24 protein-coding genes are annotated in these 26,480 nt (G+C 72.6%); 22 read left to right on the top strand and 2 right to left on the bottom strand.

Features of this window, described 5'->3' with window-relative positions:
- Positions 1 to 236 precede the first annotated feature (236 nt).
- From ABZ576_RS31455 to nusB, 8 genes are all read left to right on the top strand, one after another.
- Entirely contained in the window at positions 237 to 1,076 is an 840-nt protein-coding gene (locus ABZ576_RS31455) for a shikimate dehydrogenase (RefSeq protein WP_360748471.1), read from the top strand.
- A gap of 163 nt (positions 1,077 to 1,239) precedes the next feature.
- On the top strand, positions 1,240 to 2,424 hold the full coding sequence (gene aroC / locus ABZ576_RS31450; RefSeq protein WP_360748468.1) for a chorismate synthase: 1,185 nt from the start codon (positions 1,240 to 1,242) through the stop codon (positions 2,422 to 2,424).
- A 32-nt stretch (positions 2,425 to 2,456) separates the two neighbouring features.
- Complete coding sequence (locus ABZ576_RS31445; protein WP_360748474.1) at positions 2,457 to 2,939, top strand: shikimate kinase; 483 nt, start codon at positions 2,457 to 2,459, stop codon at positions 2,937 to 2,939.
- Positions 2,936 to 4,027 (top strand): 3-dehydroquinate synthase, encoded by a 1,092-nt coding sequence (gene aroB / locus ABZ576_RS31440; RefSeq protein WP_360748465.1) that lies wholly within the window; start codon positions 2,936 to 2,938, stop codon positions 4,025 to 4,027. Before ABZ576_RS31445 ends, aroB begins: the two co-directional genes overlap by 4 nt.
- Before the next feature lie 694 nt (positions 4,028 to 4,721).
- Positions 4,722 to 5,651: a Pro-rich N-terminal domain-containing protein gene (locus ABZ576_RS31435; RefSeq protein WP_360748462.1), complete on the top strand. Its 930-nt coding sequence runs from the start codon at positions 4,722 to 4,724 to the stop codon at positions 5,649 to 5,651.
- Between the two features lie 69 nt (positions 5,652 to 5,720).
- Positions 5,721 to 6,827, top strand: a complete 1,107-nt coding sequence (locus ABZ576_RS31430) for an aminopeptidase P family protein (RefSeq protein WP_360748460.1) — start codon at positions 5,721 to 5,723, stop codon at positions 6,825 to 6,827.
- Between the two features lie 77 nt (positions 6,828 to 6,904).
- The gene (efp, locus tag ABZ576_RS31425) at positions 6,905 to 7,471 is read left to right on the top strand and encodes an elongation factor P (RefSeq protein ID WP_360748457.1); all 567 of its coding nucleotides are present in this window, start codon (positions 6,905 to 6,907) and stop codon (positions 7,469 to 7,471) included.
- 2 nt (positions 7,472 to 7,473) lie between these two features.
- The gene (gene nusB / locus ABZ576_RS31420) at positions 7,474 to 7,902 is read left to right on the top strand and encodes a transcription antitermination factor NusB (RefSeq protein ID WP_360748454.1); all 429 of its coding nucleotides are present in this window, start codon (positions 7,474 to 7,476) and stop codon (positions 7,900 to 7,902) included.
- A 292-nt stretch (positions 7,903 to 8,194) separates the two neighbouring features.
- On the opposite strand, the gene bldD is transcribed toward nusB, so the two are convergent.
- Positions 8,195 to 8,698, bottom strand: coding sequence for a transcriptional regulator BldD (gene bldD, locus ABZ576_RS31415; RefSeq protein ID WP_020938842.1), 504 nt, complete (start codon positions 8,696 to 8,698; stop codon positions 8,195 to 8,197).
- 253 nt (positions 8,699 to 8,951) lie between these two features.
- Here bldD and pyrR point away from each other — a divergent pair, with 253 nt between their 5' ends.
- The 14 genes from pyrR to ABZ576_RS31345 all read left to right on the top strand — a co-directional run bounded on the left by pyrR (position 8,952) and on the right by ABZ576_RS31345 (position 25,743).
- Positions 8,952 to 9,530 (top strand): bifunctional pyr operon transcriptional regulator/uracil phosphoribosyltransferase PyrR, encoded by a 579-nt coding sequence (gene pyrR, locus ABZ576_RS31410; RefSeq protein WP_360748451.1) that lies wholly within the window; start codon positions 8,952 to 8,954, stop codon positions 9,528 to 9,530.
- Between the two features lie 90 nt (positions 9,531 to 9,620).
- Positions 9,621 to 10,592, top strand: a complete 972-nt coding sequence (locus tag ABZ576_RS31405) for an aspartate carbamoyltransferase catalytic subunit (RefSeq protein ID WP_360748448.1) — start codon at positions 9,621 to 9,623, stop codon at positions 10,590 to 10,592.
- Positions 10,593 to 10,597: 5 nt separating this feature from the next.
- Entirely contained in the window at positions 10,598 to 11,884 is a 1,287-nt protein-coding gene (locus tag ABZ576_RS31400; RefSeq protein ID WP_360748445.1) for a dihydroorotase, read from the top strand.
- Positions 11,881 to 12,441 (top strand): hypothetical protein, encoded by a 561-nt coding sequence (locus ABZ576_RS31395; RefSeq protein WP_360748442.1) that lies wholly within the window; start codon positions 11,881 to 11,883, stop codon positions 12,439 to 12,441. Before ABZ576_RS31400 ends, ABZ576_RS31395 begins: the two co-directional genes overlap by 4 nt.
- On the top strand, positions 12,438 to 13,595 hold the full coding sequence (gene carA, locus ABZ576_RS31390; RefSeq protein ID WP_360748439.1) for a glutamine-hydrolyzing carbamoyl-phosphate synthase small subunit: 1,158 nt from the start codon (positions 12,438 to 12,440) through the stop codon (positions 13,593 to 13,595). Before ABZ576_RS31395 ends, carA begins: the two co-directional genes overlap by 4 nt.
- Positions 13,588 to 16,896: a carbamoyl-phosphate synthase large subunit gene (gene carB, locus ABZ576_RS31385; RefSeq protein WP_360748436.1), complete on the top strand. Its 3,309-nt coding sequence runs from the start codon at positions 13,588 to 13,590 to the stop codon at positions 16,894 to 16,896. The genes carA and carB overlap by 8 nt, the downstream gene beginning before the upstream one ends.
- Positions 16,897 to 17,067: 171 nt before the next feature.
- On the top strand, positions 17,068 to 18,174 hold the full coding sequence (locus tag ABZ576_RS31380) for a quinone-dependent dihydroorotate dehydrogenase (protein WP_360748433.1): 1,107 nt from the start codon (positions 17,068 to 17,070) through the stop codon (positions 18,172 to 18,174).
- A complete protein-coding gene (gene pyrF, locus ABZ576_RS31375) occupies positions 18,171 to 19,025 on the top strand; it encodes an orotidine-5'-phosphate decarboxylase (protein WP_360748430.1) in 855 nt (284 codons plus the stop codon). Before ABZ576_RS31380 ends, pyrF begins: the two co-directional genes overlap by 4 nt.
- A 300-nt stretch (positions 19,026 to 19,325) precedes the next feature.
- Positions 19,326 to 19,649: an integration host factor gene (locus ABZ576_RS31370; protein ID WP_003977346.1), complete on the top strand. Its 324-nt coding sequence runs from the start codon at positions 19,326 to 19,328 to the stop codon at positions 19,647 to 19,649.
- 60 nt (positions 19,650 to 19,709) lie between these two features.
- On the top strand, positions 19,710 to 20,267 hold the full coding sequence (gene gmk / locus ABZ576_RS31365; protein ID WP_360748427.1) for a guanylate kinase: 558 nt from the start codon (positions 19,710 to 19,712) through the stop codon (positions 20,265 to 20,267).
- Positions 20,268 to 20,320: 53 nt separating this feature from the next.
- Positions 20,321 to 20,593, top strand: a complete 273-nt coding sequence (gene rpoZ / locus ABZ576_RS31360; protein WP_003982715.1) for a DNA-directed RNA polymerase subunit omega — start codon at positions 20,321 to 20,323, stop codon at positions 20,591 to 20,593.
- Positions 20,594 to 20,707: 114 nt separating this feature from the next.
- Complete coding sequence (coaBC, locus tag ABZ576_RS31355; protein WP_360748424.1) at positions 20,708 to 21,910, top strand: bifunctional phosphopantothenoylcysteine decarboxylase/phosphopantothenate--cysteine ligase CoaBC; 1,203 nt, start codon at positions 20,708 to 20,710, stop codon at positions 21,908 to 21,910.
- A 249-nt stretch (positions 21,911 to 22,159) separates the two neighbouring features.
- A complete protein-coding gene (metK, locus tag ABZ576_RS31350) occupies positions 22,160 to 23,368 on the top strand; it encodes a methionine adenosyltransferase (RefSeq protein ID WP_360748419.1) in 1,209 nt (402 codons plus the stop codon).
- A 227-nt stretch (positions 23,369 to 23,595) separates the two neighbouring features.
- The gene (locus ABZ576_RS31345; protein ID WP_360748416.1) at positions 23,596 to 25,743 is read left to right on the top strand and encodes a primosomal protein N'; all 2,148 of its coding nucleotides are present in this window, start codon (positions 23,596 to 23,598) and stop codon (positions 25,741 to 25,743) included.
- Between the two features lie 97 nt (positions 25,744 to 25,840).
- On the opposite strand, the gene ABZ576_RS31340 is transcribed toward ABZ576_RS31345, so the two are convergent.
- Entirely contained in the window at positions 25,841 to 26,383 is a 543-nt protein-coding gene (locus ABZ576_RS31340; RefSeq protein ID WP_360748413.1) for a hypothetical protein, read from the bottom strand.
- Positions 26,384 to 26,480: the final 97 nt, after the last annotated feature.

Genomic DNA, 26,480 nt, shown 5'->3' with positions numbered 1-26,480 from the left:
GGCCGAGGAGGGCATCCCGGCGCGGATCCTGACCGCCTACCTGGCGACCCGCAACATCGTGGCGGCGACGACGGGCCCCGGGAGCCGTTCCGGCCGGCCGTGGAGGGTGCGGGACACGAAGCCCCGGACGCCCCGGCCCCGGCCGCGGTGACGCCCCGATCGCCCCGGCGGGCTTCCTCCGTCGCTCATCCGAGGAGCACGTACACCGGGGCCTCGAAAACGCAAGGACAGGTTCCATGGCATCGCAGGCAACTGACGGCCGCCGTGCCGCCGTGCTCGGTTCGCCGATCGGTCACTCCCTCTCCCCGGTGCTGCACCGGGCCGCGTACGAGGCGGCCGGGCTCGGCGACTGGTCCTACGACAGCTTCGACGTCGACGAGGCGGCCCTGCCGGGCTTCCTCGACGCGCTCGGGCCGGAGTGGGCGGGACTCTCGCTGACCATGCCGCTCAAGCGCGCGGTCATCCCGCTGCTGGACGAGATCAGCGACACCGCCGCCTCGGTCGACGCGGTCAACACGCTCGTCCTCACCGAGGACGGACGCCGGCTCGGCGACAACACCGACATCCCCGGCATGGTCGCCGCGCTGCGCGAGCACGGCATCGAGCAGGTCGACTCCGCCGCCGTCCTCGGCGCCGGCGCCACCGCCTCCTCCGCGCTCGCCGCGCTCGCCCGGATCTGCACCGGAGAGGTCGTCGCCTACGTCCGCAGCGAGGCCCGCGCCGCCGAGATGCGGCAGTGGGGCGAACGCCTCGACGTGGAGGTCCGTACGGCCGACTGGGCCGACGCCGGCCAGGCCCTGCGCGCCCCCCTGGTGATCGCCACCACGCCCGCCGGGACGACCGACGCCCTCGCCGCGGCGGTACCGGAACGCCCGGCCACCCTCTTCGACGTGCTCTACGACCCCTGGCCCACCGAGCTGGCGGCCCGCTGGTCCATGTTCGGCGGTGCCGTGGTCAGCGGCCTCGACCTGCTGGTCCACCAGGCCGTCCTCCAGTTCGAGCAGATGACCGGGCGCGCTCCGGGCCCGCTGGAGGCCATGCGTCACGCCGGCGAGAAGGCGCTGGCCGCCCGCTGACGCCCCGGGCGCGTCCGCCTGCTGGACCGGCGGCCGGTTCTCGCCCCCGGACGTGGGAGGATCGTAGGAGGCGCCCCGGGGTCGCGCACCCGGCCGCGCCGTCGCCGTACGCACGCACGCGCGTACGCAGGGCAGTACCGGGCGCGAGCACTGAGGAGCACCGTTGAGCAGGCTGCGTTGGCTGACCGCGGGGGAGTCCCACGGTCCCGCACTTGTCGCGACGCTGGAGGGTCTTCCCGCCGGCGTGCCGATCACCACGGAGATGGTGGCGGATCACCTGGCGCGGCGGCGGCTCGGCTATGGCCGCGGTGCGCGCATGAAGTTCGAGCGGGACGAGGTCACCTTCCTCGGCGGAGTCCGGCACGGCCTGACCCTTGGCTCCCCGGTGGCGGTCATGGTGGGCAACACCGAGTGGCCGAAGTGGGAGCAGGTCATGGCGGCCGACCCGGTCGACCCCGAGGTGCTCGCGGGGCTGGCCCGCAACGCGCCGCTGACCCGTCCCCGCCCCGGCCACGCCGACCTCGCCGGCATGCAGAAGTACGGCTTCGACGAGGCCCGTCCGATCCTGGAGCGCGCCTCCGCCCGGGAGACCGCGGCCCGGGTGGCGCTCGGCGCGGTCGCCCGGTCGTACCTGAAGGAGACGGCCGGCATCGAGATCGTCTCCCACGTGGTGGAGCTGGCCTCGGCCAAGGCCCCCTACGGCGTCTACCCCACCCCCGCCGACGTCGAGAAGCTCGACGCCGACCCGGTGCGCTGCCTGGACGCGGACGCCTCCAAGGCGATGGTCGCGGAGATCGACCAGGCCCACAAGGACGGCGACACGCTCGGCGGAGTGGTGGAGGTGCTGGCGTACGACGTGCCGGTCGGCCTCGGCTCGCACGTGCACTGGGACCGGCGGCTGGACGCGCGGCTGGCCGCCGCGCTCATGGGCATTCAGGCGATCAAGGGCGTCGAGGTCGGCGACGGCTTCGAGCTGGCCCGGGTGCCCGGTTCCCGGGCCCACGACGAGATCGTCACCACTCCGGAGGGCGTCAAGCGGGCTTCCGGCCGTTCCGGCGGCACCGAGGGCGGCCTGACCACCGGTGAGCTGCTGCGCGTGCGCGCGGCCATGAAGCCGATCGCGACGGTGCCCCGGGCGCTCAGGACGGTGGACGTCTCCACCGGCGAGCCCGCCCAGGCCCACCACCAGCGCTCCGACGTCTGCGCCGTCCCGGCGGCCGGCATCGTGGCGGAGGCCATGGTGGCGCTGGTGCTCGCCGACGCGGTCGCCGAGAAGTTCGGCGGCGACTCCGTCACCGAGACCCGCCGCAACGTGCGGTCCTACCTCGACACCCTCCGGATCAGGTGAGCGCCGTGCCAGCGGTCGTCCTGGTCGGCCCCATGGGCGTCGGCAAGTCCACCGTGGGCCGGCTGCTCGCCGAGCACCTCGGTGTCGGCTACCGGGACACCGACGACGACATCGTCGCCGCCGAGGGCCGCACCATCGCCGAGATCTTCGTGGACGAGGGCGAGGCCGCCTTCCGGGCGCTGGAGAAGCGGGCGGTCGGGGCCGCGCTCGCCGAGCACGACGGTGTCGTCGCCCTCGGCGGCGGTGCCGTCCTCGACCCGGACACCCGCGCGCTGCTCGCCGGGCACCGGGTGGTCTACCTCTCGATGGAGGTCGAGGAGGCCGTCAGGCGCACCGGGCTCAACGTGGCCCGGCCGCTGCTGGCGGTCAACCCGCGCAAGCAGTGGCGAGAGCTGATGGAGGCGCGGCGGCACCTGTACGAGGAGGTCGCCACCGCCGTCGTGGCGACGGACGGACGTACTCCCGAAGAGGTCACACAGGCGGCGCTCGACGCACTGGAGTTGAAGCAAGCATGAGTGAGGCAGTCACCCGCATCCAGGTCGCCGGCACCGCGGGCACCGACCCGTACGAGGTGCTGGTCGGCCGGCAGCTGCTGGGCGAGCTGGCCGGCCTGATCGGGGACCAGGCCAAGCGGGTCGCGGTGATCCACCCGGAGGCGCTGGCCGAGACCGGTGACGCGCTCCGCGCCGACCTGGCCGGGCAGGGCTACGAGGCCGTCGCGATCCAGGTGCCCAACGCGGAGGAGGCGAAGACCGCCGAGGTCGCCGCCTACTGCTGGAAGGCGCTCGGCCAGTCCGGTTTCACCCGCACCGACGTCATCGTCGGCGTCGGCGGCGGCGCGACCACGGACCTGGCCGGTTTCGTGGCCGCGACCTGGCTGCGCGGGGTGCGCTGGATCGCCGTACCGACCACCGTGCTGGCGATGGTGGACGCGGCGGTCGGCGGCAAGACCGGTATCAACACCGCCGAGGGCAAGAACCTGGTCGGTTCCTTCCACCCGCCGGCCGGCGTCCTGTGCGACCTGGCCGCGCTGGACTCCCTCCCGGTCCACGACTACGTCTCCGGTCTGGCCGAGGTCATCAAGGCGGGCTTCATCGCCGACCCGGTGATCCTGGACCTGATCGAGGCCGACCCCGAGGCCGCCCGGACCCCGGCCGGCCCGCACACGGCCGAGCTGATCGAGCGTTCGATCCGGGTCAAGGCGGAGGTCGTCTCCTCGGACCTGAAGGAGGCGGGCCTGCGGGAGATCCTCAACTACGGTCACACGCTCGGCCACGCCATCGAGAAGAACGAGCGGTACAAGTGGCGGCACGGTGCCGCGGTCGCGGTCGGCATGCACTTCGCCGCCGAACTGGGGCGCCTGGCGGGCCGGCTGGACGACGCGACGGCCGACCGCCACCGCAGCATCCTTGAGTCCGTCGGCCTGCCGCTGCACTACCGCTACGACCAGTGGCCCAAGCTGGTGGAGACGATGCGGGTCGACAAGAAGTCCCGCGGCGACCGCCTGCGCTTCATCGTCCTGGACGGACTGGCCAAGCCGACCGTCCTGGAGGGCCCGGACCCGGCCGTCCTGCTCGCCGCGTACGGCGAAGTCGCCCAGTAGGGTCCCCAACCGCTCCCGCCCACTCCGCCCACCCGGTCCCCACCGCCCGGTTCGGCACCGGTCCCCGCCGTCCGGCCGTCGCCGCCCGCCGTCCGGCCGTCGCCCGGTGTCTGCGTCCGGTCTCGGCCCGTCGCCTGGTGTCTGCGTCCGGTCTCGGCCCGTCGCCTGGTGTCTGCGTCCGGTCTCGGCCCGGTGCCGGGTGCCCGCGACCGGTCCCGGCCCGTCGCCTGGTGTCTGCGTCCGGTCTCGGCCCGTCGCCTGGTGTCTGTGTCCGGTGTCGGCCCGGTGCCGGGTGCCCGCGACCGGTCCCGGCCCGTCGCCTGGTGTCTGCGTCCGGTCTCGGCCCGTCGCCTGGTGTCTGCGTCCGGTCCCGGCCCGGTGCCGGGTGCTCGCGACCGGTCCCGGCCCGGTGCCCGGTGCCTGCGACCGGTCCTGGCTGCCCGGTGGTCCGGTCCCGGCCCGGCGCCAGGTCCCGGTCTCCTTCGCGGAACGGGCACTTCGGCCCGCCCCCGGCCGTTTCACCGAACGACGGCCGGGGACGGTACCGTTCGGTAGGCGGCGGGGCGCGCCCCGGCCGCCGGCGCCGACCGCCCGCCGTGGGTGAGCCGCGGGGACGCCACGACGGTGGCCGCCCGTCGGACACCGCGGCGCCCCGGAGGCGATGGAACAAGACGACGAGACGGAGTGGCAACGGATGCAGCACGCAGTGGGGTCTCCGCTGCCGCCGCCCCACCGGCCGGGGCAGGTGCCGCACGCCGGCTGGGCGCCGGCCGCACACCACCCGGGCCCGCTCCCGGGTGCCTCCCAGGGGCCCGCCCCGGTCCCGCCGCCGGGCTTCCCGGCCCCGCCGGCGCCGCACCAGCCCCCCGCCCCGCCGGCGCCGCACCAGCCCCCCGCCGCGCCGGCGCCGCACCAGCCCCCCGTCCCCGCCGCGCCGGTGCCACCGCCGCCGCACGCCTCGGCCCCTGCGGCCCCCGATACCACCGGCCATGTGCCGCTGCCACCCGGCGGCCCGGTCGGCGTGCCCGCCGCGCCGCCCGCCGTGGCCGCGGCCCCGGACCCGGCGGCCACCACTCTCGCCGTCCTCCTCATCGGCCCGGCCGGCGCGGGCAAGACCAGCGTCGCCAAGTACTGGGCGGACCACCGCCGGGTCCCCACCGCCCACATCAGCCTGGACGACGTCCGTGAATGGGTCCGCTCCGGTTTCGCCGACCCCCAGTCCGGCTGGAACGACAACTCCGAGGCCCAGTACCGGCTGGCCCGCCGCACCTGCGGGTTCGCCGCCCGCAACTTCCTCGCCAACGGCATCTCCTGCATCCTGGACGACGCCGTCTTCCCGGACCGTCCGGTCGTCGGACTCGGCGGCTGGAAGCGGCACGTGGGACCGGGCCTGCTCCCGGTCGTCCTCCTGCCCGGCCTGGACGTCGTCCTGGAGCGCAACGCCGAACGCTCCGGCAACCGCCGCCTGAGCGATGAGGAGGTGGCCCGCATCCACGGCCGCATGGCCGGCTGGTACGGCTCGGGCCTGCCGATCATCGACAACTCCCAGCTGGACGTCCCCGGCACGGCCCGGGTCCTGGACGAGGTCCTGGCGCGGGCGATCGCGAGCCCGCCGAGCTGGTGAGCCGGGGCCGAGGCCCCACTCGGCCCCCCTGAACCGGCACAAACGGCACATAACTCCTACGCTCATCTCATGTCAGAGGTGTACGCGAACCGCCGATCCCGGCTGAGGGAACACTTCACCGCGGCCGGCACCGCGGCAGCGCTGGTCACCCGCCCCGCCAACGTGCGCTACCTCGCGGCGGCGGCGCCGCGCGGTGCCGTCCTGCTCCTCGGCAACCGCGAGGACCTGCTCGTCTGCGCCGGCCCGCCCGAGGACCGCCCGTACGAGGGCCGGCCCGACGAGAACCTGCGGCTGCACGTCCTCGCCACGTCCGCCGGCGACGCGGTGGTGGCCGCGGCCGGTCTCGCCGTGGCCCAGGGCGCCGATTCCCTGGCGGTGGAGGAGCACCACCTCACCGTGGCCCGCCACCGGGCGCTGGCCTCGGTCGCACCCGGTCTGCGCCTCACCGACCTCGGCGTGGCCGTGGAGCAGCTCAGGGTCGTCAAGGACGAGGAGGAGATCTCCTTCCTGCGGATCGGCGCCGAGATCGCCGACCAGGCCCTCGGCGAGCTGCTGGAGTCCATCCTGGTCGGCCGTACCGAGCGGCACCTCGCCCTGGAGCTGGAGCGCCGCCTGGTCGACCACGGCGCCGACGGCCCCGCCTTCCCCACCTCCGTGGCCACGGGCCCGCACGCCGGCCGCCGCGGCCACCGGCCCACCGACCGGCGGGTGGAGGAGGGCGACTTCCTCTCCGTCTGCCTCGGGGCCACCTACCGCGGATACCGCTGCGAGATCGGCCGCACCTTCGTCATCGGCACCTCGCCGGCGGACTGGCAGATCCAGCTGTACGACCTGGTCTTCGCCGCGCAGCGGGCCGGACGCGAGGCGCTGGCGCCCGGCGCCGCCTGCCGTGACGTGGACCGCGCGGCACGTCAGGTGCTGGACTCCGCGGGCTTCGCGGAAGCCCTGCCTCCGCTGACCGGGCACGGTGTCGGACTCGAAATCGACGAGGACCCGCAGTTGGCGCCCGCGGCCATGGGTAAACTGGACGCTTGCGTGCCGGTCACCGTCGAACCGGGGGTTCACCTCCCGGGCCGGGGAGGTGTCCGGATCGATGACACGCTCGTCGTACGCCCCGAGGCGGACGGCGGACCCGAGCTACTCACCATCACGACCAAGGAGCTGCTCGCGCTCTGAGCGACACCAGGGACGTTCCCCGGAGCCGCCAGGCGCGTGACCCGGGGTCGTACGTCAGTCCAGGAGATTCCGCAACCGTGGCTTCCACGAACGACCTCAAGAACGGCATGGTGCTCAAGCTCGAAGGCGGCCAGCTCTGGTCCGTCGTCGAGTTCCAGCACGTCAAGCCCGGCAAGGGCCCGGCCTTCGTGCGCACCAAGCTGAAGAACGTGCTGTCCGGCAAGGTGGTCGACAAGACCTTCAACGCCGGCGTCAAGGTCGAGACCGCCACTGTCGACAAGCGCGACATGCAGTTCTCGTACATGGACGGCGACTACTTCGTCTTCATGGACATGGAGACCTACGACCAGCTGATGGTCGACCGCAAGGCCGTCGGCGACGCCGCCAACTTCCTCATCGAGGGCTTCACCGCCACCGTCGCCCAGCACGAGGGCGAGGTGCTCTTCGTGGAGCTGCCGGCCGCCGTCGAGCTGACCGTCGCCGAGACCGAGCCGGGCGTCCAGGGCGACCGCTCCACCGGTGGCACCAAGCCCGCCACGCTGGAGACCGGCTACCAGATCCAGGTCCCGCTCTTCATCACCACCGGTGAGAAGATCAAGGTCGACACCCGCTCGAGCGACTACCTCGGCCGGGTGAACAGCTAACCGTGGCCGCCCGCAACACGGCCCGCAAGCGCGCCTTCCAGATCCTCTTCGAGGGCGACCAGCGCGGCGCCGACGTCCTGACGGTCCTCGCGGACTGGATCCGGCTGTCCCGGTCCGACACCCGGCAGCCGCCGGTCAGCGAGTACACGATGCAGCTGGTCGAGGGCTACGCGCAGTACGCGAAGCGCATCGACGAGCTGATCTCCCAGTACGCGGTGGGCTGGACGCTCGACCGCATGCCGGTCGTCGACCGCAACATCCTGCGGCTGGGTGCGTACGAGCTGATCTGGGTCGACGAGACCCCGGACGCCGTCGTGCTGGACGAGATGGTGCAGCTGGCGAAGGAGTTCTCGACCGACGAGTCGCCGTCGTTCGTCAACGGCCTGCTGGGCCGGCTGAAGGAGCTCAAGCCCTCCCTGCGCCGCGCTTAGCCGACACAAAGGGGCGCCGTGGGACTGCGGCCATGGATGACCTGCGCGTCGTCCGTGGCGGTCCGCAGTTCCCCGCGCCCCTTCGGCATGGGCGCACCCCGGAGCCGAGGCGGAGCTGAAGGCCCCGAGGGCCGGGGAGGGCCGGAGCGGCCAGGAGAGCCGCGGGCGGCGGAGGGGGAGCCGCCGGGCGGCCCGGGAAAGCCGCAGCAGCCATGAGAAAGCCGCCGGGGTGGCCGGAACCGTGAAGGTCCGGCCACCCCGGCGGCACGTTTCTGCTGGGTCCGCCGAGCCCCTACGCGTCTTCGTGGGTGGCCACGGCGCGGCGCGCGTCCGCGTCCAGAACGCCCCAGCTGATCAGCTGCTCGGTGAGGACCGAGGGGGACTGGTCGTAGATGACGGCGAGTGTGCGCAGGTCGTCCTGGCGGATCGAGAGCACCTTGCCGTTGTAGTCACCGCGCTGGGACTGGATCGTCGCCGCGTACCGCTGCAAAGGGCCCGCCTTCTCGGCCGGCACGGTGGCCAGCCGCTCCAGGTCCAGGACCAGCTTCGGCGGCGGCTCGGCGGCGCCGCCCGGCGTGGTGCCCGGCAGGAGCTCCTGGACGGGAACGCCATAGAAATCGGCCAGCTCGGCCAGACGCTGCACGGTCACGGCACGGTCGCCGCGCTCGTACGAACCGACCACCACGGCCTTCCAGCGCCCCTGGGACTTCTCCTCGACACCGTGGAGAGAAAGGCCCTGCTGGGTGCGGATGGCCCGGAGCTTGGCCCCGAGCTGTTTGGCGTATTCGCTGGACATATAGCTCCCCGGACACTGTGTCGACGCGGCGGGCGGTGTTCCGTGCCGCGCGGTTGGTAACTCACTGTGAGGTTACGCAGCGTGACTCTCGTGCGTCAAGCCGAATGGTCCACACCGACTCTTCCGTGGTAGGGATGGCCGATTACGCCAAGGGGGTGATCGGGGGCCACCCGGAGACCTGCTACCGTGGATGGCGCAATTCCGACGTCCTTTAAGGTCCGTCCCGTGAGGCGGAGAAGGAGGTCCGTTTCGTATGGACAAGCACGACACGCATGCGCATCCGCAGGCGTCCGATGCGCGGCCCGTTCTCGAAGGCCCCGACATCGCGCGGGTACTGACCCGCATCGCCCACGAGATCGTCGAGCGCGCCAAGGGCGCCGACGACGTGGTGCTCCTCGGCATCCCGACCCGAGGCGTCTTCCTCGCCCAGCGGCTCGCCGCGAAGCTGGAGCAGATCACCGACCGCACGATGCCGGTCGGCTCGCTCGACATCACCATGTACCGCGACGACCTGCGCATGCACCCGCCGCGTGCGCTGGCCCGCACCGAGATCCCCGGTGACGGCCTCGACGGCAAGCTGGTCGTCCTGGTCGACGACGTGCTCTTCTCCGGCCGCACCATCCGCGCCGCCCTCGACGCCCTGAACGACCTCGGGCGCCCCCGTGCGGTCCAGCTCGCGGTCCTGGTCGACCGCGGCCACCGTGAACTGCCCATCCGAGCCGACTACGTCGGCAAGAACCTCCCCACGTCGCTGCGGGAGACGGTCAAGGTCCAGCTCGCCGAGGAGGACGGTCGCGACACCGTGCTGCTCGGTGTGAAGACCGGCCAGTAGCAAGTCGGGCGCAGGGCCGCTTCGGCGTGCCCACGCATGCACCGGTTTGCCCCGAATCTCCCGATTGAACTTCCCTACGGAGCCTGACAGATGCAGCGTCATCTCATCTCGGCCGCCGACCTCTCCCGCGACGACGCCGTCCTGATCCTCGACACCGCCGAGGAGATGGCCCGGGTCGCCGACCGGCCGATCAAGAAGCTGCCGACCCTGCGTGGCCGGACGATCGTCAACCTCTTCTTCGAGGACTCCACGCGTACGCGCATCTCCTTCGAGGCGGCCGAGAAGCGGCTGTCCGCGGACGTCATCAACTTCACCGCCAAGGGCTCGTCGGTGTCCAAGGGCGAGTCCCTGAAGGACACCGCCCAGACCCTGGAGGCCATGGGTGTCGATGCCGTGGTCATCCGGCACGGCGCCTCCGGAGCCCCGTACCGCCTCGCCAACTCCGGCTGGATCGACGCGGCCGTCATCAACGCCGGCGACGGCACCCACCAGCACCCCACCCAGGCGCTGCTGGACGCCTTCACCATGCGCCGCCGGCTGACCGGCCGCGACGCCGGGCTCGGCCAGGACCTGTCCGGCAAGCGGATCACCGTCGTCGGCGACGTCCTGCACAGCCGGGTCGCCCGCTCCAACGTCGACCTGCTGCACACGCTCGGCGCCGAGGTCACCCTGGTCGCCCCGCCCACCCTGCTGCCGGTCGGCGTCGAGTCCTGGCCCTGCGCGGTCTCCTACGACCTCGACAGCACGCTGCCCAAGTCCGACGCGGTGATGATGCTGCGGGTCCAGCGCGAGCGGATGAACGCCGCGTTCTTCCCGACCGAGCGCGAGTACGCGCGGCGCTACGGCCTCGACGGCGACCGCATGGCCAAGCTGCCCGGACACGCCATCGTGATGCACCCCGGCCCGATGGTCCGCGGCATGGAGATCACCGCCGAGGTCGCCGACTCCGACCGCTGCACCGCCGTCGAACAGGTCGCCAACGGAGTCTCCATCCGGATGGCCGTCCTGTACCTGCTGCTCGGCGGCAACGAACCCGCACAGACCCGCACTGAGGAGAAGTAAGACCCATGAGCAAGATCCTTATCCGTGGTGCGCAGGTGCTGGGCGGCGAGCCGCAGGACGTCCTGATCGACGGCGAGACCATCGCCGAGGTGGGCACCGGGCTGTCCGCCGAGGGCGTCCAGGTCGTCGAGGCCGGGGGCAAGGTGCTGCTGCCGGGCCTGGTCGACCTCCACACCCACCTGCGCGAGCCGGGCCGCGAGGACTCCGAGACCGTGCTCACCGGCACCCGCGCGGCGGCGAGCGGCGGCTACACGGCCGTCTTCGCCATGGCCAACACCTTCCCGGTCGCCGACACCGCCGGTGTCGTCGAGCAGGTGTGGCGGCTCGGCAGGGAGCACGGCTACTGCGACGTGCAGCCCATCGGGGCGGTCACCGTCGGCCTGGAGGGCAAGAAGCTCGCCGAGCTGGGCGCCATGCACGAGTCCGCGGCCGGCGTCACCGTCTTCTCCGACGACGGCAAGTGCGTGGACGACGCCGTGATCATGCGCCGCGCGCTGGAGTACGTGAAGGCCTTCGGCGGTGTCGTCGCCCAGCACGCGCAGGAGCCGCGGCTCACCGAGGGCGCCCAGATGAACGAGGGCGTCGTCTCCGCCGAGCTGGGCCTGGGCGGCTGGCCGGCCGTCGCCGAGGAGTCGGTGATCGCGCGGGACGTACTGCTCGCCGAGCACGTCGGCTCCCGCGTCCACATCTGCCACCTGTCGACCGCGGGCAGCGTGGAGATCGTCCGCTGGGCCAAGTCCCGGGGCATCCAGGTAACCGCCGAGGTCACCCCGCACCACCTGCTCCTCACCGACGAGCTGGTGCGGACGTACAACCCCGTCTACAAGGTCAACCCGCCGCTGCGCACCGAGCGCGACGTGCTGGCCCTGCGCGAGGCGCTCGCCGACGGCACGATCGACATCGTCGCCACCGACCACGCCCCGCACCCGCACGAGGACAAGGACTGCGAGTGGGCCGCCGCCGCCATGGGCATGGTCGGCCTGGAGACCGCGTTGTCGGTGGTGCAGGAGACGATGGTCGACACGGGCCTGCTGGACTGGGCCGGCGTCGCCGACCGCATGTCCTTCCAGCCCGCGCGGATCGGACGGGCCACCGGCCACGGCCGTCCCGTCTCGGCTGGTGAGCCCGCCAACCTCACCCTCGTCGACACGGCATACCGTGGCCGGGTGGACCCCGCGGGCTTCGCCTCGCGCAGCCGCAACACCCCCTACGAGGGCCGCGAGCTGCCGGGCCGTGTGACGCACACGTGGCTGCGGGGCAAGGCCACGCTCGTCGACGGGAAGCTCACGTGACACCTGTAATCCTGCTGGCCGAGGCCAAGCGGTCGGCCGACGTCACCGACTGGCCGGCCCGCATCGGCTGGCTCGTCGGACTGGCCCTCTTCATCGCGCTCGTCTACTGGCTGATGCGCGAGGGCTGGAAGTGGCGGGGAACCCTCCAGGGCGACCTGCCCGCGCTGCCCAGCGCGCCGGACCGGACCGGCCCGGCCAGACTGGGCATGAGCGGTCGCTACCACGGCTCCACCACCGCGGGGCAGTGGCTGGACCGCATCGTGGCCCACGGCCTGGGCACCCGCAGCCGGGCCGAGCTCACCCTGACCGACGCGGGCCTGGAGGTCGAGCGCCCCGGAGCGACCGACTTCTTCGTCCCCGCGGCCGCGCTGCGCGGCGCCCGGCTCGACAAGGGCATCGCCGGCAAGGTCCTCACCGAGGGCGGACTGCTGGTGGTGACCTGGGCGCACGGCGACAAACTGATCGACTCCGGCTTCCGCTCCGACCACGCGGCGGAGCACAGCGAGTGGGTCGACACCCTGAACCAGATGATCAACGACACGGAAGGCGCACGATGACGACCTCCACCAGGGGAAGCTCCTCCCAGAGGAACAAGGCGCTTCCCGCCGTACTCGTCCTGGAGGACGGCCGCACGTTCCGCGGCCGCGCCTACGGGGCCGTGGGGGAGACCTTCGGCGAGGCCGTGTTCTCCACCGGCATGACCGGCTACCAGGAGACCCTCACCGACCCGTCGTACGACCGCCAGATCGTCGTCGCGACCGCCCCGCAGATCGGCAACACCGGCTGGAACGACGAGGACGACGAGTCGGGCCGTATCTGGGTCTCCGGCTACGTCGTGCGCGACCCCGCGCGCGTGCCGTCCAACTGGCGGGCCAAGCGCTCCCTGGACGACGAGCTGGAGCGGCAGGGCGTCGTCGGCATCTCCGGCGTCGACACCCGCGCCCTCACCCGTCACCTGCGCGAGCGCGGCTCCATGCGGGCCGGCGTCTTCTCCGGCGAGGCGATCGCCCCCGAGGCGGAACTGCTGGAGCGCGTGCAGGCCCAGCCGCAGATGAAGGGCGCGAGCCTCTACGAGGAGGTCGCGACCAAGGAGGCGTACGTCGTCCCGGCCGTCGGCGAGAAGCGCTTCACCGTCGCCGCCATCGACCTCGGCATCAAGGGCATGACCCCGCACCGCATGGCCGAGCGCGGCATCGAGGTGCACGTCCTGCCCGCCACCGCCACGGCCGACGACGTCTACGCCGTCAGCCCGGACGGTGTCTTCTTCTCCAACGGCCCCGGCGACCCGGCGACCGCCGACGGCCCGGTCGCGCTCATGACCGCGGTGCTGGAGCGCAAGACGCCCCTGTTCGGCATCTGCTTCGGCAACCAGATCCTCGGCCGCGCCCTCGGCTTCGGCACCTACAAGCTGAAGTACGGCCACCGGGGCATCAACCAGCCGGTCCAGGACCGTACGACCGGCAAGGTCGAGGTCACCGCGCACAACCACGGCTTCGCCGTGGACGCGCCGCTCGACAAGGTCAGCGAGACGAAGTTCGGCCGCGCCGAGGTCTCGCACGTCTGCCTGAACGACGACGTCGTGGAGGGGCTCCAGCTGCTCGACCAGCCCGCCTTCTCCGTCCAGTACCACCCCGAAGCGGCAGCCGGTCCGCACGACGCCGCCTACCTGTTCGACCGCTTCGTTTCCCTGATGGAGGGCCAGCGTGCCTAAGCGCACCGATATCCAGTCCGTCCTGGTCATCGGCTCCGGCCCGATCGTCATCGGCCAGGCCGCCGAGTTCGACTACTCCGGCACCCAGGCGTGCCGCGTGCTCAAGGCCGAGGGCCTGCGCGTGGTCCTCGTCAACTCCAACCCGGCGACGATCATGACCGACCCGGAGATCGCCGACGCCACCTACGTCGAACCGATCACCCCCGAGTTCGTCGAGAAGATCATCGCCAAGGAGCGCCCCGATGCGCTGCTGCCCACCCTGGGCGGCCAGACGGCCCTGAACACCGCCATCGCGCTGCACGACAACGGCGTGCTGGAGAAGTACGGCGTCGAGCTGATCGGCGCCAAGCCCGAGGCGATCCACAAGGGCGAGGACCGCGACCAGTTCAAGGCGGTCGTGGAGGAGGTCCGCCGCAAGATCGGACACGGCGAGTCCGCCCGCTCGGTCATCTGCCACTCCATGGACGACGTCCTCAAGGGCGTCGAGACCCTCGGCGGCTACCCGGTCGTCGTCCGCCCGTCCTTCACCATGGGCGGCGCCGGCTCCGGCTTCGCGCACGACGAGGAGGAGCTGCGCCGCATCGCCGGCCAGGGCCTCACGCTCTCCCCGACCACCGAGGTGCTCCTGGAGGAGTCCATCCTCGGCTGGAAGGAGTACGAGCTGGAGCTGATGCGCGACAAGCACGACAACGTCGTGGTCGTCTGCTCCATCGAGAACTTCGACCCGATGGGCGTCCACACCGGCGACTCGATCACCGTGGCGCCCTCGATGACGCTGACCGACCGCGAGTACCAGGTCCTGCGCGACATCGGCATCGCCGTCATCCGCGAGGTCGGTGTCGACACCGGCGGCTGCAACATCCAGTTCGCGGTGAACCCCGAGGACGGTCGCGTGATCGTCATCGAGATGAACCCGCGCGTGTCGCGCTCCTCGGCACTCGCCTCCAAGGCGACCGGCTTCCCGATCGCCAAGATCGCCGCCAAGCTGGCCGTCGGCTACACGCTGGACGAGATCCCGAACGACATCACGCAGGAGACCCCGGCCTCCTTCGAGCCCACGCTCGACTACGTGGTCGTCAAGGCCCCGCGCTTCGCCTTCGAGAAGTTCCCGCAGGCCGACTCCACGCTGACCACGACCATGAAGTCGGTCGGCGAGGCCATGGCCATCGGCCGCAACTTCCCCGAGGCCTTCCAGAAGGCGCTGCGCTCGCTGGAGAAGAAGGGCAGCCAGTTCACCTTCGTCGGCGAGCCCGGCGACAAGGAGACCCTGCTGCGCGAGGCCGTACGGCCCACCGACGGCCGGATCAACACGGTCATGCAGGCCATCCGCGCGGGTGCCACCCCGGAGGAGGTCTTCGAGTACACGAAGATCGACCCCTGGTTCGTGGACCAGCTCTTCCTGATCAAGGAGATCGCGGACGAGCTGGCCGAGGCGCCCGAGCTGACCCGCGAGCTGCTCGCCGAGGCCAAGCGGCACGGCTTCTCCGACCAGCAGGTCGGCGAGATCCGCGGCCTGCGCGAGGACGTCGTCCGCGAGGTCCGGCACGCTCTCGGCGTCCGCCCGGTCTACAAGACGGTCGACACCTGCGCCGCCGAGTTCGCCGCGAAGACGCCGTACTTCTACTCGTCCTACGACGAGGAGACCGAGGTCGCCCAGCGCGACAAGCCCGCCGTCATCATCCTGGGCTCCGGCCCGAACCGCATCGGCCAGGGCATCGAGTTCGACTACTCCTGCGTCCACGCCTCCTTCGCGCTGTCCGACGCCGGGTACGAGACCGTGATGGTCAACTGCAACCCGGAGACCGTCTCCACGGACTACGACACCTCCGACCGCCTGTACTTCGAGCCGCTGACGCTCGAGGACGTGCTGGAGATCGTGCACGCGGAGCAGGCGGCCGGCCCGGTCGCCGGTGTCGTCGTCCAGCTCGGCGGCCAGACCCCGCTGGGCCTCTCCCAGGCCCTGAAGGACAACGGCGTGCCGATCGTCGGCACCTCCCCCGAGGCGATCCACGCGGCCGAGGACCGCGGCGCCTTCGGCCGGGTCCTCGCGGAGGCGGGCCTGCCCGCCCCGAAGCACGGCACGGCCACCACCTTCGCGGAGGCCAAGGCCATCGCCGACGAGATCGGCTACCCGGTCCTCGTCCGGCCGTCGTACGTCCTCGGCGGACGCGGCATGGAGATCGTCTACGACGAGACCCGCCTCGCCTCCTACATCGCCGAGTCGACCGAGATCAGCCCCTCCCGGCCGGTCCTCGTCGACCGCTTCCTCGACGACGCCATCGAGATCGACGTCGACGCGCTCTACGACGGCGAGGAGCTGTACCTCGGCGGCGTCATGGAGCACATCGAGGAGGCCGGCATCCACTCCGGCGACTCGGCGTGCGCCCTGCCCCCGATCACGCTGGGCGGCTTCGACATCAAGCGCCTGCGCGCCTCCACCGAGGCCATCGCCAAGGGCGTCGGCGTGCGCGGCCTGATCAACATCCAGTTCGCGATGGCCGGCGACATCCTCTACGTCCTGGAGGCCAACCCGCGCGCCTCCCGCACGGTGCCCTTCACCTCGAAGGCGACCGCGGTGCCGCTCGCCAAGGCCGCCGCCCGCATCTCGCTCGGCGCGACCATCGCCGAGCTGCGCGCCGAGGGCCTGCTGCCGAAGACCGGCGACGGCGGCGAGCTGCCGCTGGACGCGCCGATCTCGGTGAAGGAGGCCGTCATGCCGTGGTCGCGCTTCCGCGACATCCACGGCCGCGGCGTCGACACCGTCCTCGGCCCGGAAATGCGCTCCACCGGCGAGGTCATGGGCATCGACTCCGTCTTCGGCACGGCGTACGCCAAGTCGCAGGCGGGCGCCTACGGCCCGCTGCCCACCAAGGGCCGCGCGTTCATCTCGGTCGCCAACCGCGACAAGCGCTCGATGATCTTCCCGGCCCGCGAGCTGGTCGCCCACGGCTTCGAGCTGCTCGCCACCTCCGGCACCGCCGAGGTCCTCAAGCGCAACGGCATCAACGCCACGGTCGTGCGCAAGCAGTCCGAGGGCACCGGGCCGAACGGCGAGAAGACCATCGTCCAGCTCATCCACGACGGCGAGGTCGACCTCATCGTCAACACCCCCTACGGCACCGGCGGCCGCCTCGACGGCTACGACATCCGTACGGCGGCGGTGGCCCGCTCCGTGCCGTGCCTGACGACCGTGCAGGCGCTCGCGGCGGCGGTCCAGGGCATCGACGCCCTCAACCACGGTGACGTGGGCGTCCGCTCGCTCCAGGAACACGCGGAGCACCTGACCGCGGCCCGCGACTAGCCTCCGCGGTCAGGCCCCGCGCCACGCCGCGGGCCGGCCGTGGCCGGTCGCGCCCACGCGGCGCAGCCGCACGCCGACACCGCCCCGCGCCCCTCCGGGGGCGCGGGCCCCCAGCCGCCGACGAGGGGGGACGCCGTTCGACGGTGTCCCCCCTCAGTGTGAGGACACCTGATGTATCACCTCTTCTTCCGCCTGGTCTTCCGGCGGATGGACCCCGAGAAGGCCCACCACCTGGCCTTCCGCTGGATCCGCCTGGCCGTCCGCGTCCCCGTGCTGCGCACGTTCGTCGCGGCCGTCCTGGCTCCCCGGTACAAGGAGCTGCGCACCGAGGCCTTCGGGCTGCGCATGCACGGCCCCTTCGGGCTCGCGGCCGGCTTCGACAAGAACGCCGTCGCGATCGACGGCATGTCGATGCTGGGCTTCGACCACGTCGAGATCGGCACGGTGACCGGGGAGCCGCAGCCCGGCAACCCCAAGAAGCGGCTGTTCCGCCTCGTCGCGGACCGGGCGCTGATCAACCGCATGGGCTTCAACAACGACGGCTCGCTGGCCGTGGCGGCCCGCCTGGCGACCCGGGAGCCCGTCTTCCGGACGGTCGTCGGCGTCAACATCGGCAAGACCAAGGCCGTCCCGGAGGCGGAGGCCGTCGCCGACTACGTGAAGTCGGCCGAGCGGCTCGCGCCCTACGCGGACTACCTGGTCGTCAACGTCTCCTCGCCCAACACCCCCGGCCTGCGCAACCTGCAGGCGGTCGACCACCTGCGCCCGCTGCTCGGCGCCGTGCGCGAGGCCGCCGACCGCACGGTCGCGAACCGGCGCGTCCCGCTGCTGGTGAAGATCGCGCCCGACCTCGCCGACGAGGACATCGACGCCGTCGCCGACCTCGCCGTGGAACTGGGCCTGGACGGCATCATCGCCACCAACACCACCATCGCCCGCGAGGGCCTCGGCCTGGCGTCCGCGCCCGCGCTGGTGAAGGAGACCGGCGGCCTGTCCGGCGCCCCGCTCAAGGCCCGCTCCCTGGAGGTCCTGCGCCGCCTGTACGCCCGTGTGGGCGACCGGATCACCCTGGTGGGTGTCGGAGGCATCGAGAACGCCGAGGACGCCTGGCAGCGCATCCTGGCCGGTGCCACGCTGGTCCAGGGCTACAGCGCCTTCGTCTACGAGGGCCCGTTCTGGTGCCGGGCCGTCCACAAGGGCCTCGCCGCGCGTCTGCGCAGCAGCCCGTACACCACCCTCGCCGACGCGGTCGGCGCCGACGTGAGGAACGCCCGATGACCGGCACGAGCCCCCTGGAGCCCTTCGGTGCCCGGCTGCGCCGCGCCATGGACGAGCGCGGCCCGCTGTGCGTCGGCATCGACCCGCACGCCTCCCTGCTCGCCGAGTGGGGCCTGGACGACGACATCGCCGGCCTGGAGCGGTTCAGCCGGACCGTCGTCGAGGCCGTGGCCGACCGGGTGGCCGTCCTGAAGCCGCAGAGCGCCTTCTTCGAGCGGTTCGGTTCGCGCGGCCTCGCGGTCCTGGAGAAGTCGGTCCAGGAGGCCCGCGCGGCCGGTGCCCTCGTCGTGACGGACGCCAAGCGCGGTGACATCGGCTCGACCATGGCGGCGTACGCCGAGGCGTTCCTGCGCCCGGACGCCCCGCTGTTCTCCGACGCCCTGACCGTCTCGCCGTACCTCGGCTACGGCTCGCTGAGCCCGGCCGTGGCGCTGGCCCGGGAGAGCGGCGCCGGTCTGTTCGTGCTGGCGCTCACCTCCAACCCGGAGGGCGGCGAGGTGCAGCACGCCGTCCGCGCGGACGGCCGGACCGTCGGCGCGACCATGCTGCGCCACCTGGCGGCCGAGAACGCGGGGGAGGAGCCGCTGGGCTCCTTCGGCGCGGTCGTCGGCGCGACCCTGGGCGACCTCTCCTCCTACGACCTGGACATCAACGGACCGCTCCTCGCGCCCGGCATCGGCGCGCAGGGAGCGACCCCGGCCGACCTCCCGGAGGTCTTCGGGGCGGCCGTCCGCAACGTCGTGCCCAACGTCAGCCGGGGTGTTCTGCGTCACGGTCCCGACGTCGGCGCCCTGCGCGGGGCGGCGGAGCGGTTCGCGGAGGAGATCCGGGCGGCCGTCAGCGGTGCCTGACCCCCGGCCGTGTGCTCGGCTGAGCGCCGTCGCGCCACCTTGAGCTTGAATACAGGCTCACAACAGGGGCAGTATGTCTGCAATGTCCGGCCTGACGGAGGCTGACCAGGACTTTTCCGCTGTTCTCGCTGACTCTGGCGGACTTGCCCGCTAGTCTCCGAGCAGTGGGGACACCTCCCACGCCCTTTCAGGCAGTGGGGGGAGAGCGGGCAGCGTGTTGTTCGCGGCTCCCCAGGTGTGGGGCGACTAGGTTCCTCACCGGTCCGTATCCGACAGTTCGACATCCGAGGTGACGTAGGCGTGGCTCTTCCGCCCCTTACCCCTGAACAGCGCGCAGCCGCGCTCGAAAAGGCCGCCGCGGCTCGCCGGGAGCGGGCCGAGGTCAAGAATCGACTCAAGCACTCCGGCGCCTCCCTGCACGAGGTCATCAAGCAGGGCCAGGAAAACGACGTCATCGGCAAGATGAAGGTCTCGGCGCTGCTCGAGTCCCTGCCGGGCGTGGGCAAGGTCCGCGCCAAGCAGATCATGGAGCGTCTGGGCATCTCCGAGAGCCGTCGCGTGCGCGGTCTCGGTTCCAACCAGATCGCCTCCCTGGAGCGTGAGTTCGGCAGCACCGGCTCCTGAGTCCGCCGTGCGACGGACCGGGAGTCCCGGGCACTCCGGGATTGCTGGAATAATCGCTGCATGAGTGAACGTCCGCGGCTGACCGTGCTCTCCGGCCCCTCGGGGGTCGGCAAGAGCACGGTCGTCGCCCATATGCGCAAGGAACACCCCGAGGTCTGGCTCTCGGTGTCGGCGACCACCCGCAAGCCGCGCCCCGGCGAGCAGCACGGAGTCCACTACTTCTTCGTCACCGACGAGGAGATGGACAAGCTGATCGCCAACGGTGAGCTGCTCGAATGGGCCGAGTTCGCCGGCAACCGCTACGGCACGCCCCGCGCGGCCGTGCTGGAGCGGCTGGAGAACGGCGAGCCCGTCCTGCTGGAGATCGACCTCCAGGGCGCCCGACAGGTCCGCGAGTCCATGTCCGACGCCCAGCTGGTGTTCCTGGCCCCGCCCTCCTGGGAGGAGCTGGTGCGCAGGCTCACCGGCCGGGGGACCGAGCCGCCCGAGGTCATCGAGCGCCGCCTGGAGGCGGCCAGGACCGAGCTGGCGGCCGAGCCGGAGTTCGATGTGACCTTGGTCAACACCTCCGTCGAGGACGTGGCCCGTGAGCTGCTAGCCTTGATGGACGTTGTGTGATCGTGACTGTGATCACGATGATCGATTCTTTTCCATCCATCGGAAGGTAGAGCGTGTCCTCTTCCATCACCGCGCCCGAGGGCATCATCAACCCGCCGATCGACGAGCTTCTCGAGGCCACCGACTCGAAGTACAGCCTCGTGATCTACGCGGCCAAGCGCGCCCGTCAGATCAACGCGTACTACTCGCAGCTCGGCGAGGGCCTCCTCGAGTACGTCGGTCCGCTCGTCGACACCCACGTCCACGAGAAGCCGCTCTCGATCGCCCTGCGCGAGATCAACGCCGGTCTGCTGACCTCCGAGGCCGTCGAGGGCCCGGCGCAGTAGTACTTTCAGATTGCGGTTGACTTATCCACAGGCCCGGCAGTCATGCTGCCGGGCCTGTGGTGTGTCATGGAGTCGTACGGTTCGGTCGTACGTTGTCGAGTCCGGGGAGACACGGTGGACAAGCCGAGGGTCGTGCTGGGGGTCAGCGGTGGCATCGCCGCCTACAAGGCCTGTGAGCTGCTGAGGAGGTTCACGGAGTCGGGTCACGACGTCCGTGTGGTGCCCACCGCGTCCGCGCTGAACTTCGTCGGCGCCGCCACCTGGTCGGCCCTGTCCGGCAACCCGGTCGCCACCGGCGTCTGGGAGGACGTCCACGAGGTCCCGCACGTCCGCATCGGCCAGCACGCCGATCTGGTCGTCGTGGCCCCGGCCACCGCGGACATGCTCGCCAAGGCCGCCCACGGTCTGGCCGACGACCTGCTGACCAACACGCTCCTGACCGCCCGCTGCCCGGTGGTCTTCGCCCCGGCGATGCACACCGAGATGTGGGAGCACCCGGCCACCCAGGAGAACGTGGCCACGCTGCGCCGCCGTGGCGCCGTCGTCGTCGAGCCCGCCGTCGGCCGCCTCACCGGCGTCGACACCGGCAAGGGCCGGCTGCCCGACCCGGCGGAGATCTTCGAGGTCTGCCGCCGGGTGCTGGCGCGTGGCGTCACCGAGCCCGACCTGCGGGGCCGCCATGTCGTCGTCTCCGCCGGCGGCACCCGCGAACCCCTCGACCCGGTCCGCTTCCTCGGCAACCGCTCCTCCGGCAAGCAGGGCTACGCCCTCGCCCGCACCGCCGCGGCCCGCGGTGCCCGGGTGACGCTCATCGCCGCCAACACCGGTCTGCCCGACCCGGCGGGTGTCGACGTCGTCCAGGCCGGCACCGCCGTTCAGCTGCGCGAAGCCGTCCTCAAGGCGGCTGCGGACGCCGACGCCGTGGTCATGGCCGCCGCCGTAGCCGATTTCCGGCCAGCCGCGTACGCCACCGGGAAGATCAAGAAGAAGGACGGCCAGGATCCCGAGCCGATCGTCCTGGTGCGGAACCCGGACGTCCTCGCGGAGGTCTCCGCCGACCGGGCGCGCCCCGGACAGGTGATCGTGGGCTTCGCCGCGGAGACCGACGACGTCCTGGCCAACGGCCGCGCCAAACTCGCCCGGAAGGGCTGTGACCTCCTCGTTGTCAACGAAGTGGGGGAGCGCAAGACCTTCGGTTCCGAGGAGAACGAGGCCGTGGTCCTGGGTGCCGACGGCAGCGAGACCCCGGTCCCGTACGGCCCCAAGGAGGCCCTGGCCGACACCGTCTGGGACCTGGTCGTGCGGCGACTGGGCTAGCCTCCGGCGCGCGGACGCGACGCCGGGCGTAAGGATCACGCCACCCTCGAATTGGGCGTGGCGCCCCTGGCCAACGCCGCTCGGCATTGTGCAGAATGCCCGTGCCGCAGGTCACAGCGCTCCCGAGAGGCGAGACAGTGCCCCACCGGCCGAGTGCGACCGATAAACTGTTCCATGGTCGGCACCGGGCGCAGCCCCGTGCCGTCCGCAAATGATCAGCCAGCAGCCGCTGCAACCACAGGGAGCGTTGTGTCCCGTCGCCTGTTCACCTCGGAGTCCGTGACCGAGGGTCACCCCGACAAGATCGCTGACCAGATCAGCGACACCATTCTCGACGCGCTTCTGCGCGAGGACCCGACCTCCCGGGTCGCCGTTGAGACGCTCATCACCACCGGCCTGGTGCACGTGGCCGGCGAGGTGACCACCAAGGCCTACGCGGACATCGCGACCCTCGTCCGCGGCAAGATCCTCGAGATCGGCTACGACTCCTCCAAGAAGGGCTTCGACGGCGCCTCCTGCGGTGTCTCGGTGTCCATCGGCGCGCAGTCCCCGGACATCGCGCAGGGTGTCGACACGGCGTACGAGACCCGCGTCGAGGGTGACGACGACGAGCTGGACCGGCAGGGCGCGGGCGACCAGGGCCTGATGTTCGGCTACGCCTCCGACGAGACGCCGACCCTGATGCCGCTGCCGATCTTCCTGGCGCACCGGCTGTCCAAGCGCCTCTCCGACGTGCGCAAGAACGGCACCATCCCCTACCTGCGCCCCGACGGCAAGACGCAGGTCACCATCGAGTACGACGGCGACAAGGCCGTCCGCCTCGACACGGTGGTCGTCTCCTCCCAGCACGCCTCCGACATCGACCTGGAGTCGCTGCTCGCCCCCGACATCCGCGAGTTCGTCGTGGAGCCGGAGCTGAAGGCGCTCCTGGACGAGGGCATCAAGCTGGAGACCGAGGGCTACCGCCTGCTGGTCAACCCGACCGGCCGTTTCGAGATCGGCGGCCCGATGGGCGACGCCGGCCTGACCGGCCGCAAGATCATCATCGACACCTACGGCGGCATGGCCCGCCACGGCGGCGGTGCCTTCTCCGGCAAGGACCCGTCCAAGGTGGACCGCTCGGCGGCGTACGCGATGCGCTGGGTCGCCAAGAACGTCGTGGCGGCGGGCCTGGCCTCCCGCTGCGAGGTCCAGGTCGCCTACGCGATCGGCAAGGCCGAGCCCGTCGGTCTGTTCGTGGAGACCTTCGGCACCGCCAAGGTCGACCACGAGAAGATCGAGAAGGCGATCGACGAGGTCTTCGACCTCCGCCCGGCCGCGATCATCCGCGACCTCGACCTGCTCCGCCCGATCTACTCCCAGACGGCGGCGTACGGCCACTTCGGCCGCGAGCTGCCCGACTTCACCTGGGAGCGCACCGACCGCGTGGACGCCCTGCGCGCCGCCGTGGGCATGTAAGCCCCGCACCTCTTTTCGCCGAGGCCCGGCTTCCCTCTCGGGAGCCGGGCCTCGGCGTGTCCGGGAGCGGCCGGGCGCGCGCACGGCGTCCGCCGCCTGCCCGGGTGGTGAGGTGCCTGCGCCCGGGCGGTGAGGTGCCTTCCGGGCGGCCGCGGCGCGGGCCGCCGGGGGCCGGGGGTGCCCGGGGCCGGGCGGTGTTGTCGGTGGCGTTTGGTAAGAATGCAAGCGTGAGCAGCGAGAACGAGCCGGGGGCGGGCGGGGCCGAGGGGGCGCCGCCGGAGCAGCTCGCGCTCATTCGCGAGAGCGTTCGCCGGGCCGCGACACCCCGGGCCAAACCGCGCACCTGGCGGGGGGCCGCCCTCGCCAAGGAGCTGCCCGTCGCACGGGTGCTGGTCGACAAGGGCGTACTCCACCTCGACCGGTACTTCGACTACGCCGTGCCCGAGGAGATGGACGCGGAGGCACAGCCCGGCGTGCGGGTGCGCGTGCGGTTCGGCGCCGGGCGGCACCGGGTGCGCGAGGGGCGCCGGGAGGGCGGCGGGCTCATCGACGGCTTCCTCATCGAGCGGCGGGCCGAGTCCGACTACGCGGGGCCGCTGGCCGCGCTCGCCCAGGTCGTGTCGCCGGAGCGGGTGCTGAGCGAGGAACTGCTGGGTCTCGCGCGCGCCGTCGCCGACCGGTACGCGGGGAGCCTCGCCGACGTGCTCCAGCTGGCCGTGCCACCGCGCAGCGCCCGCGCCGAGCAGCGCCCCTCCCCGGCGCCGCTGCCGCCGCCCGAGGCCCCGGACGCGGGCTCCTGGAGCCGGTACGAACACGGGGCCGCCTTCCTCGACGCGCTGGCCTCCGCGGCCGCGCCCCGGGCCGTGTGGAACGCGCTGCCCGGACCTTTGTGGAGCGAAGAGCTGGCCCGGGCCGTCGCCGCCGCCCTCGCCTCCGGGCGCGGCGCCCTGGTCGTCGTACCGGACGGACGGGCCGCCGCCCGGGTGGACGCCGCGCTGACCGCGCTGCTCGGTCCGGGCCGGCACGCGCTGCTCACCGCCGACGCCGGACCCGAGAAGCGGTACGCGCAGTGGCTGGCGGTGCGGCGCGGATCGGTGCGGGCCGTCGTCGGGACCCGGGCGGCCATGTTCGCTCCCGTGCGCGATCTGGGGCTCGTCGCCATCTGGGACGACGGCGACGACAACCACAGCGAGCAGCACGCCCCGCAGCCGCACGCCCGCGACGTCCTCCTGCTGCGCGCGGCGCTGGACGGCTGCGCCTTCCTGCTGGGGAGCCGGAGCTGCACGGTGGAGGCCGCCCAGCTGGTCGAGAGCGGCTGGGCCCGGCCGCTGGTCGCCGCGCGGGAGCAGGTACGGCGGGCCGCGCCGCTCGTCCGGACGGTCGGCGACGACGACCTCGCGCGCGACGAGGCCGCCCGCGCCGCCCGGCTGCCCACGCTCGCCTGGCAGGCGGCCCGCGAGGGGCTGCGGCACGGACCGGTGCTGGTGCAGGTGCCCCGGCGCGGTTACGCGCCCCGCATGGCCTGCGCGCAGTGCCGGGCGCCCGCGCGCTGCCGGCACTGCTCCGGCCCGCTCCAGGGACAGGACGGGGGCGTCCTGAGGTGCGGCTGGTGCGGGCGCGAGGAGAGCGCTTGGCACTGCCCGGAGTGCGGCGGCTTCCGGCTCCGCGCCCAGGTCGTCGGCGCGCGCCGCACCGCCGAGGAGCTGGGGCGGGCCTTCCCCGCCGTACCGGTGCGCACCTCGGGGCGCGAGCACGTGCTGGACACCGTCCCGGGCACGCCCGCGCTGGTCGTCAGCACGCCCGGCGCCGAACCGGTCGCCGAGGGCGGCTACGCGGCGGCCCTGCTGCTGGACGGCTGGGCCATGCTCGTACGGCCCGACCTGCGGGCCGGGGAGGACGCGCTGCGCCGGTGGATCGCGGCGGGAGCGCTGGTGCGGCCGCAGGCCGAGGGCGGCACGGTGGTCGTGGTGGCCGAGCCGACCCTGCGGCCCGTGCAGGCACTGGTGCGCTGGGATCCCGTGGGGCACGCCGTGCGCGAGCTGGCCGAGCGGGCGGAGCTGGGCTTCCCGCCGGTGTCCCGGATGGCGGCCGTCTCCGGACCGCCCACGGCCCTCGCCGAGTTCCTGGCGGCGGTCGAACTCCCGCCGGACGCCGAGGTGCTGGGGCCGGTCCCGCTGCCGCCCCCGCCGCCGGGCCGTCCGCGCAGACCCGGGGCGCCACCGCCCGGCGAGCACTGGGAGCGCGCGCTCCTGCGGGTGCCGCCCGGCAACGGAGCCGCGCTGGCCGCCGCACTGAAGACGGCGCAGGCCGCCCGCATGGCCCGGGGCACCGGAGAGCCGGTACGGGTACGGATCGACCCTCCCGACATCGGGTGAGCCGGGCCGCGGCCATCGGGTGAGCCGGGCACGCGGCCGCCCTCCCGGCAGCCGGGAGGGCGGGAGCGGGGGAGCGGAGGGAGTGGGGCGAGGGGCGTCAGCCGTTGCGCGGGCCGGGGAAGGCCGTCGGGCGGGCGTCGTCGCGCAGGGTCGGGCTGCCCGCGGTCGGCTGGGTCGGCATGGAGCGGGCCGCGGGCACCGTCGGCACCGCCGGCAGGCCCGTGTTCACGTTGATCGTGCGGGTGCCGGACGGCTCCGGCGACCGCTCCGTCTCGGCCGCGGCCTGGGCCGCGGCGCGGCGCGCGCCGTACCGGCGGTGCACCGCCTGCTTGGTGACCCCGAGCGCCGAGCCCACCGCGTCCCACGAGAAGCCGAGTGAGCGGTCGAAATCCACGGCGGCCGTGACCAGGGTTTCGACGCTGTCCCGGAGCTCCTGGGCGAGGCGGACCGTCGGGGCGGGGGCCCGTCCGTAGACGACGAAGCCCGTGGACGGGCCGGAGCGGCGCGGGCGGTAGACGTTGCCCAACTGGGCGGTGAGCGTGCGCAGCGCGTCCACCTGCCGGCGGACCCTCTCGATGTCCCGCACCAGCAAGTGCAGGCTGGCCCGGGCCTGGGCGTCGTGGGTTGCGTGGTCGGCCATGAACAAGCCTCTCGAACCGGCGTTGAAAGGAATTGGGCCGTGGAAGAGGCCCGATGTGGTCAACTCTTTCTTGACCAACGCGCCGACGCGCCGCTGG

The sequence above is a fragment of the Streptomyces sp. NPDC013455 genome, from assembly GCF_040632975.1.
Taxonomy (GTDB): domain Bacteria; phylum Actinomycetota; class Actinomycetes; order Streptomycetales; family Streptomycetaceae; genus Streptomyces.
Note: the sequence above shows the minus strand (reverse complement) of the source record. Positions and strands in the feature narration are given on the sequence as shown.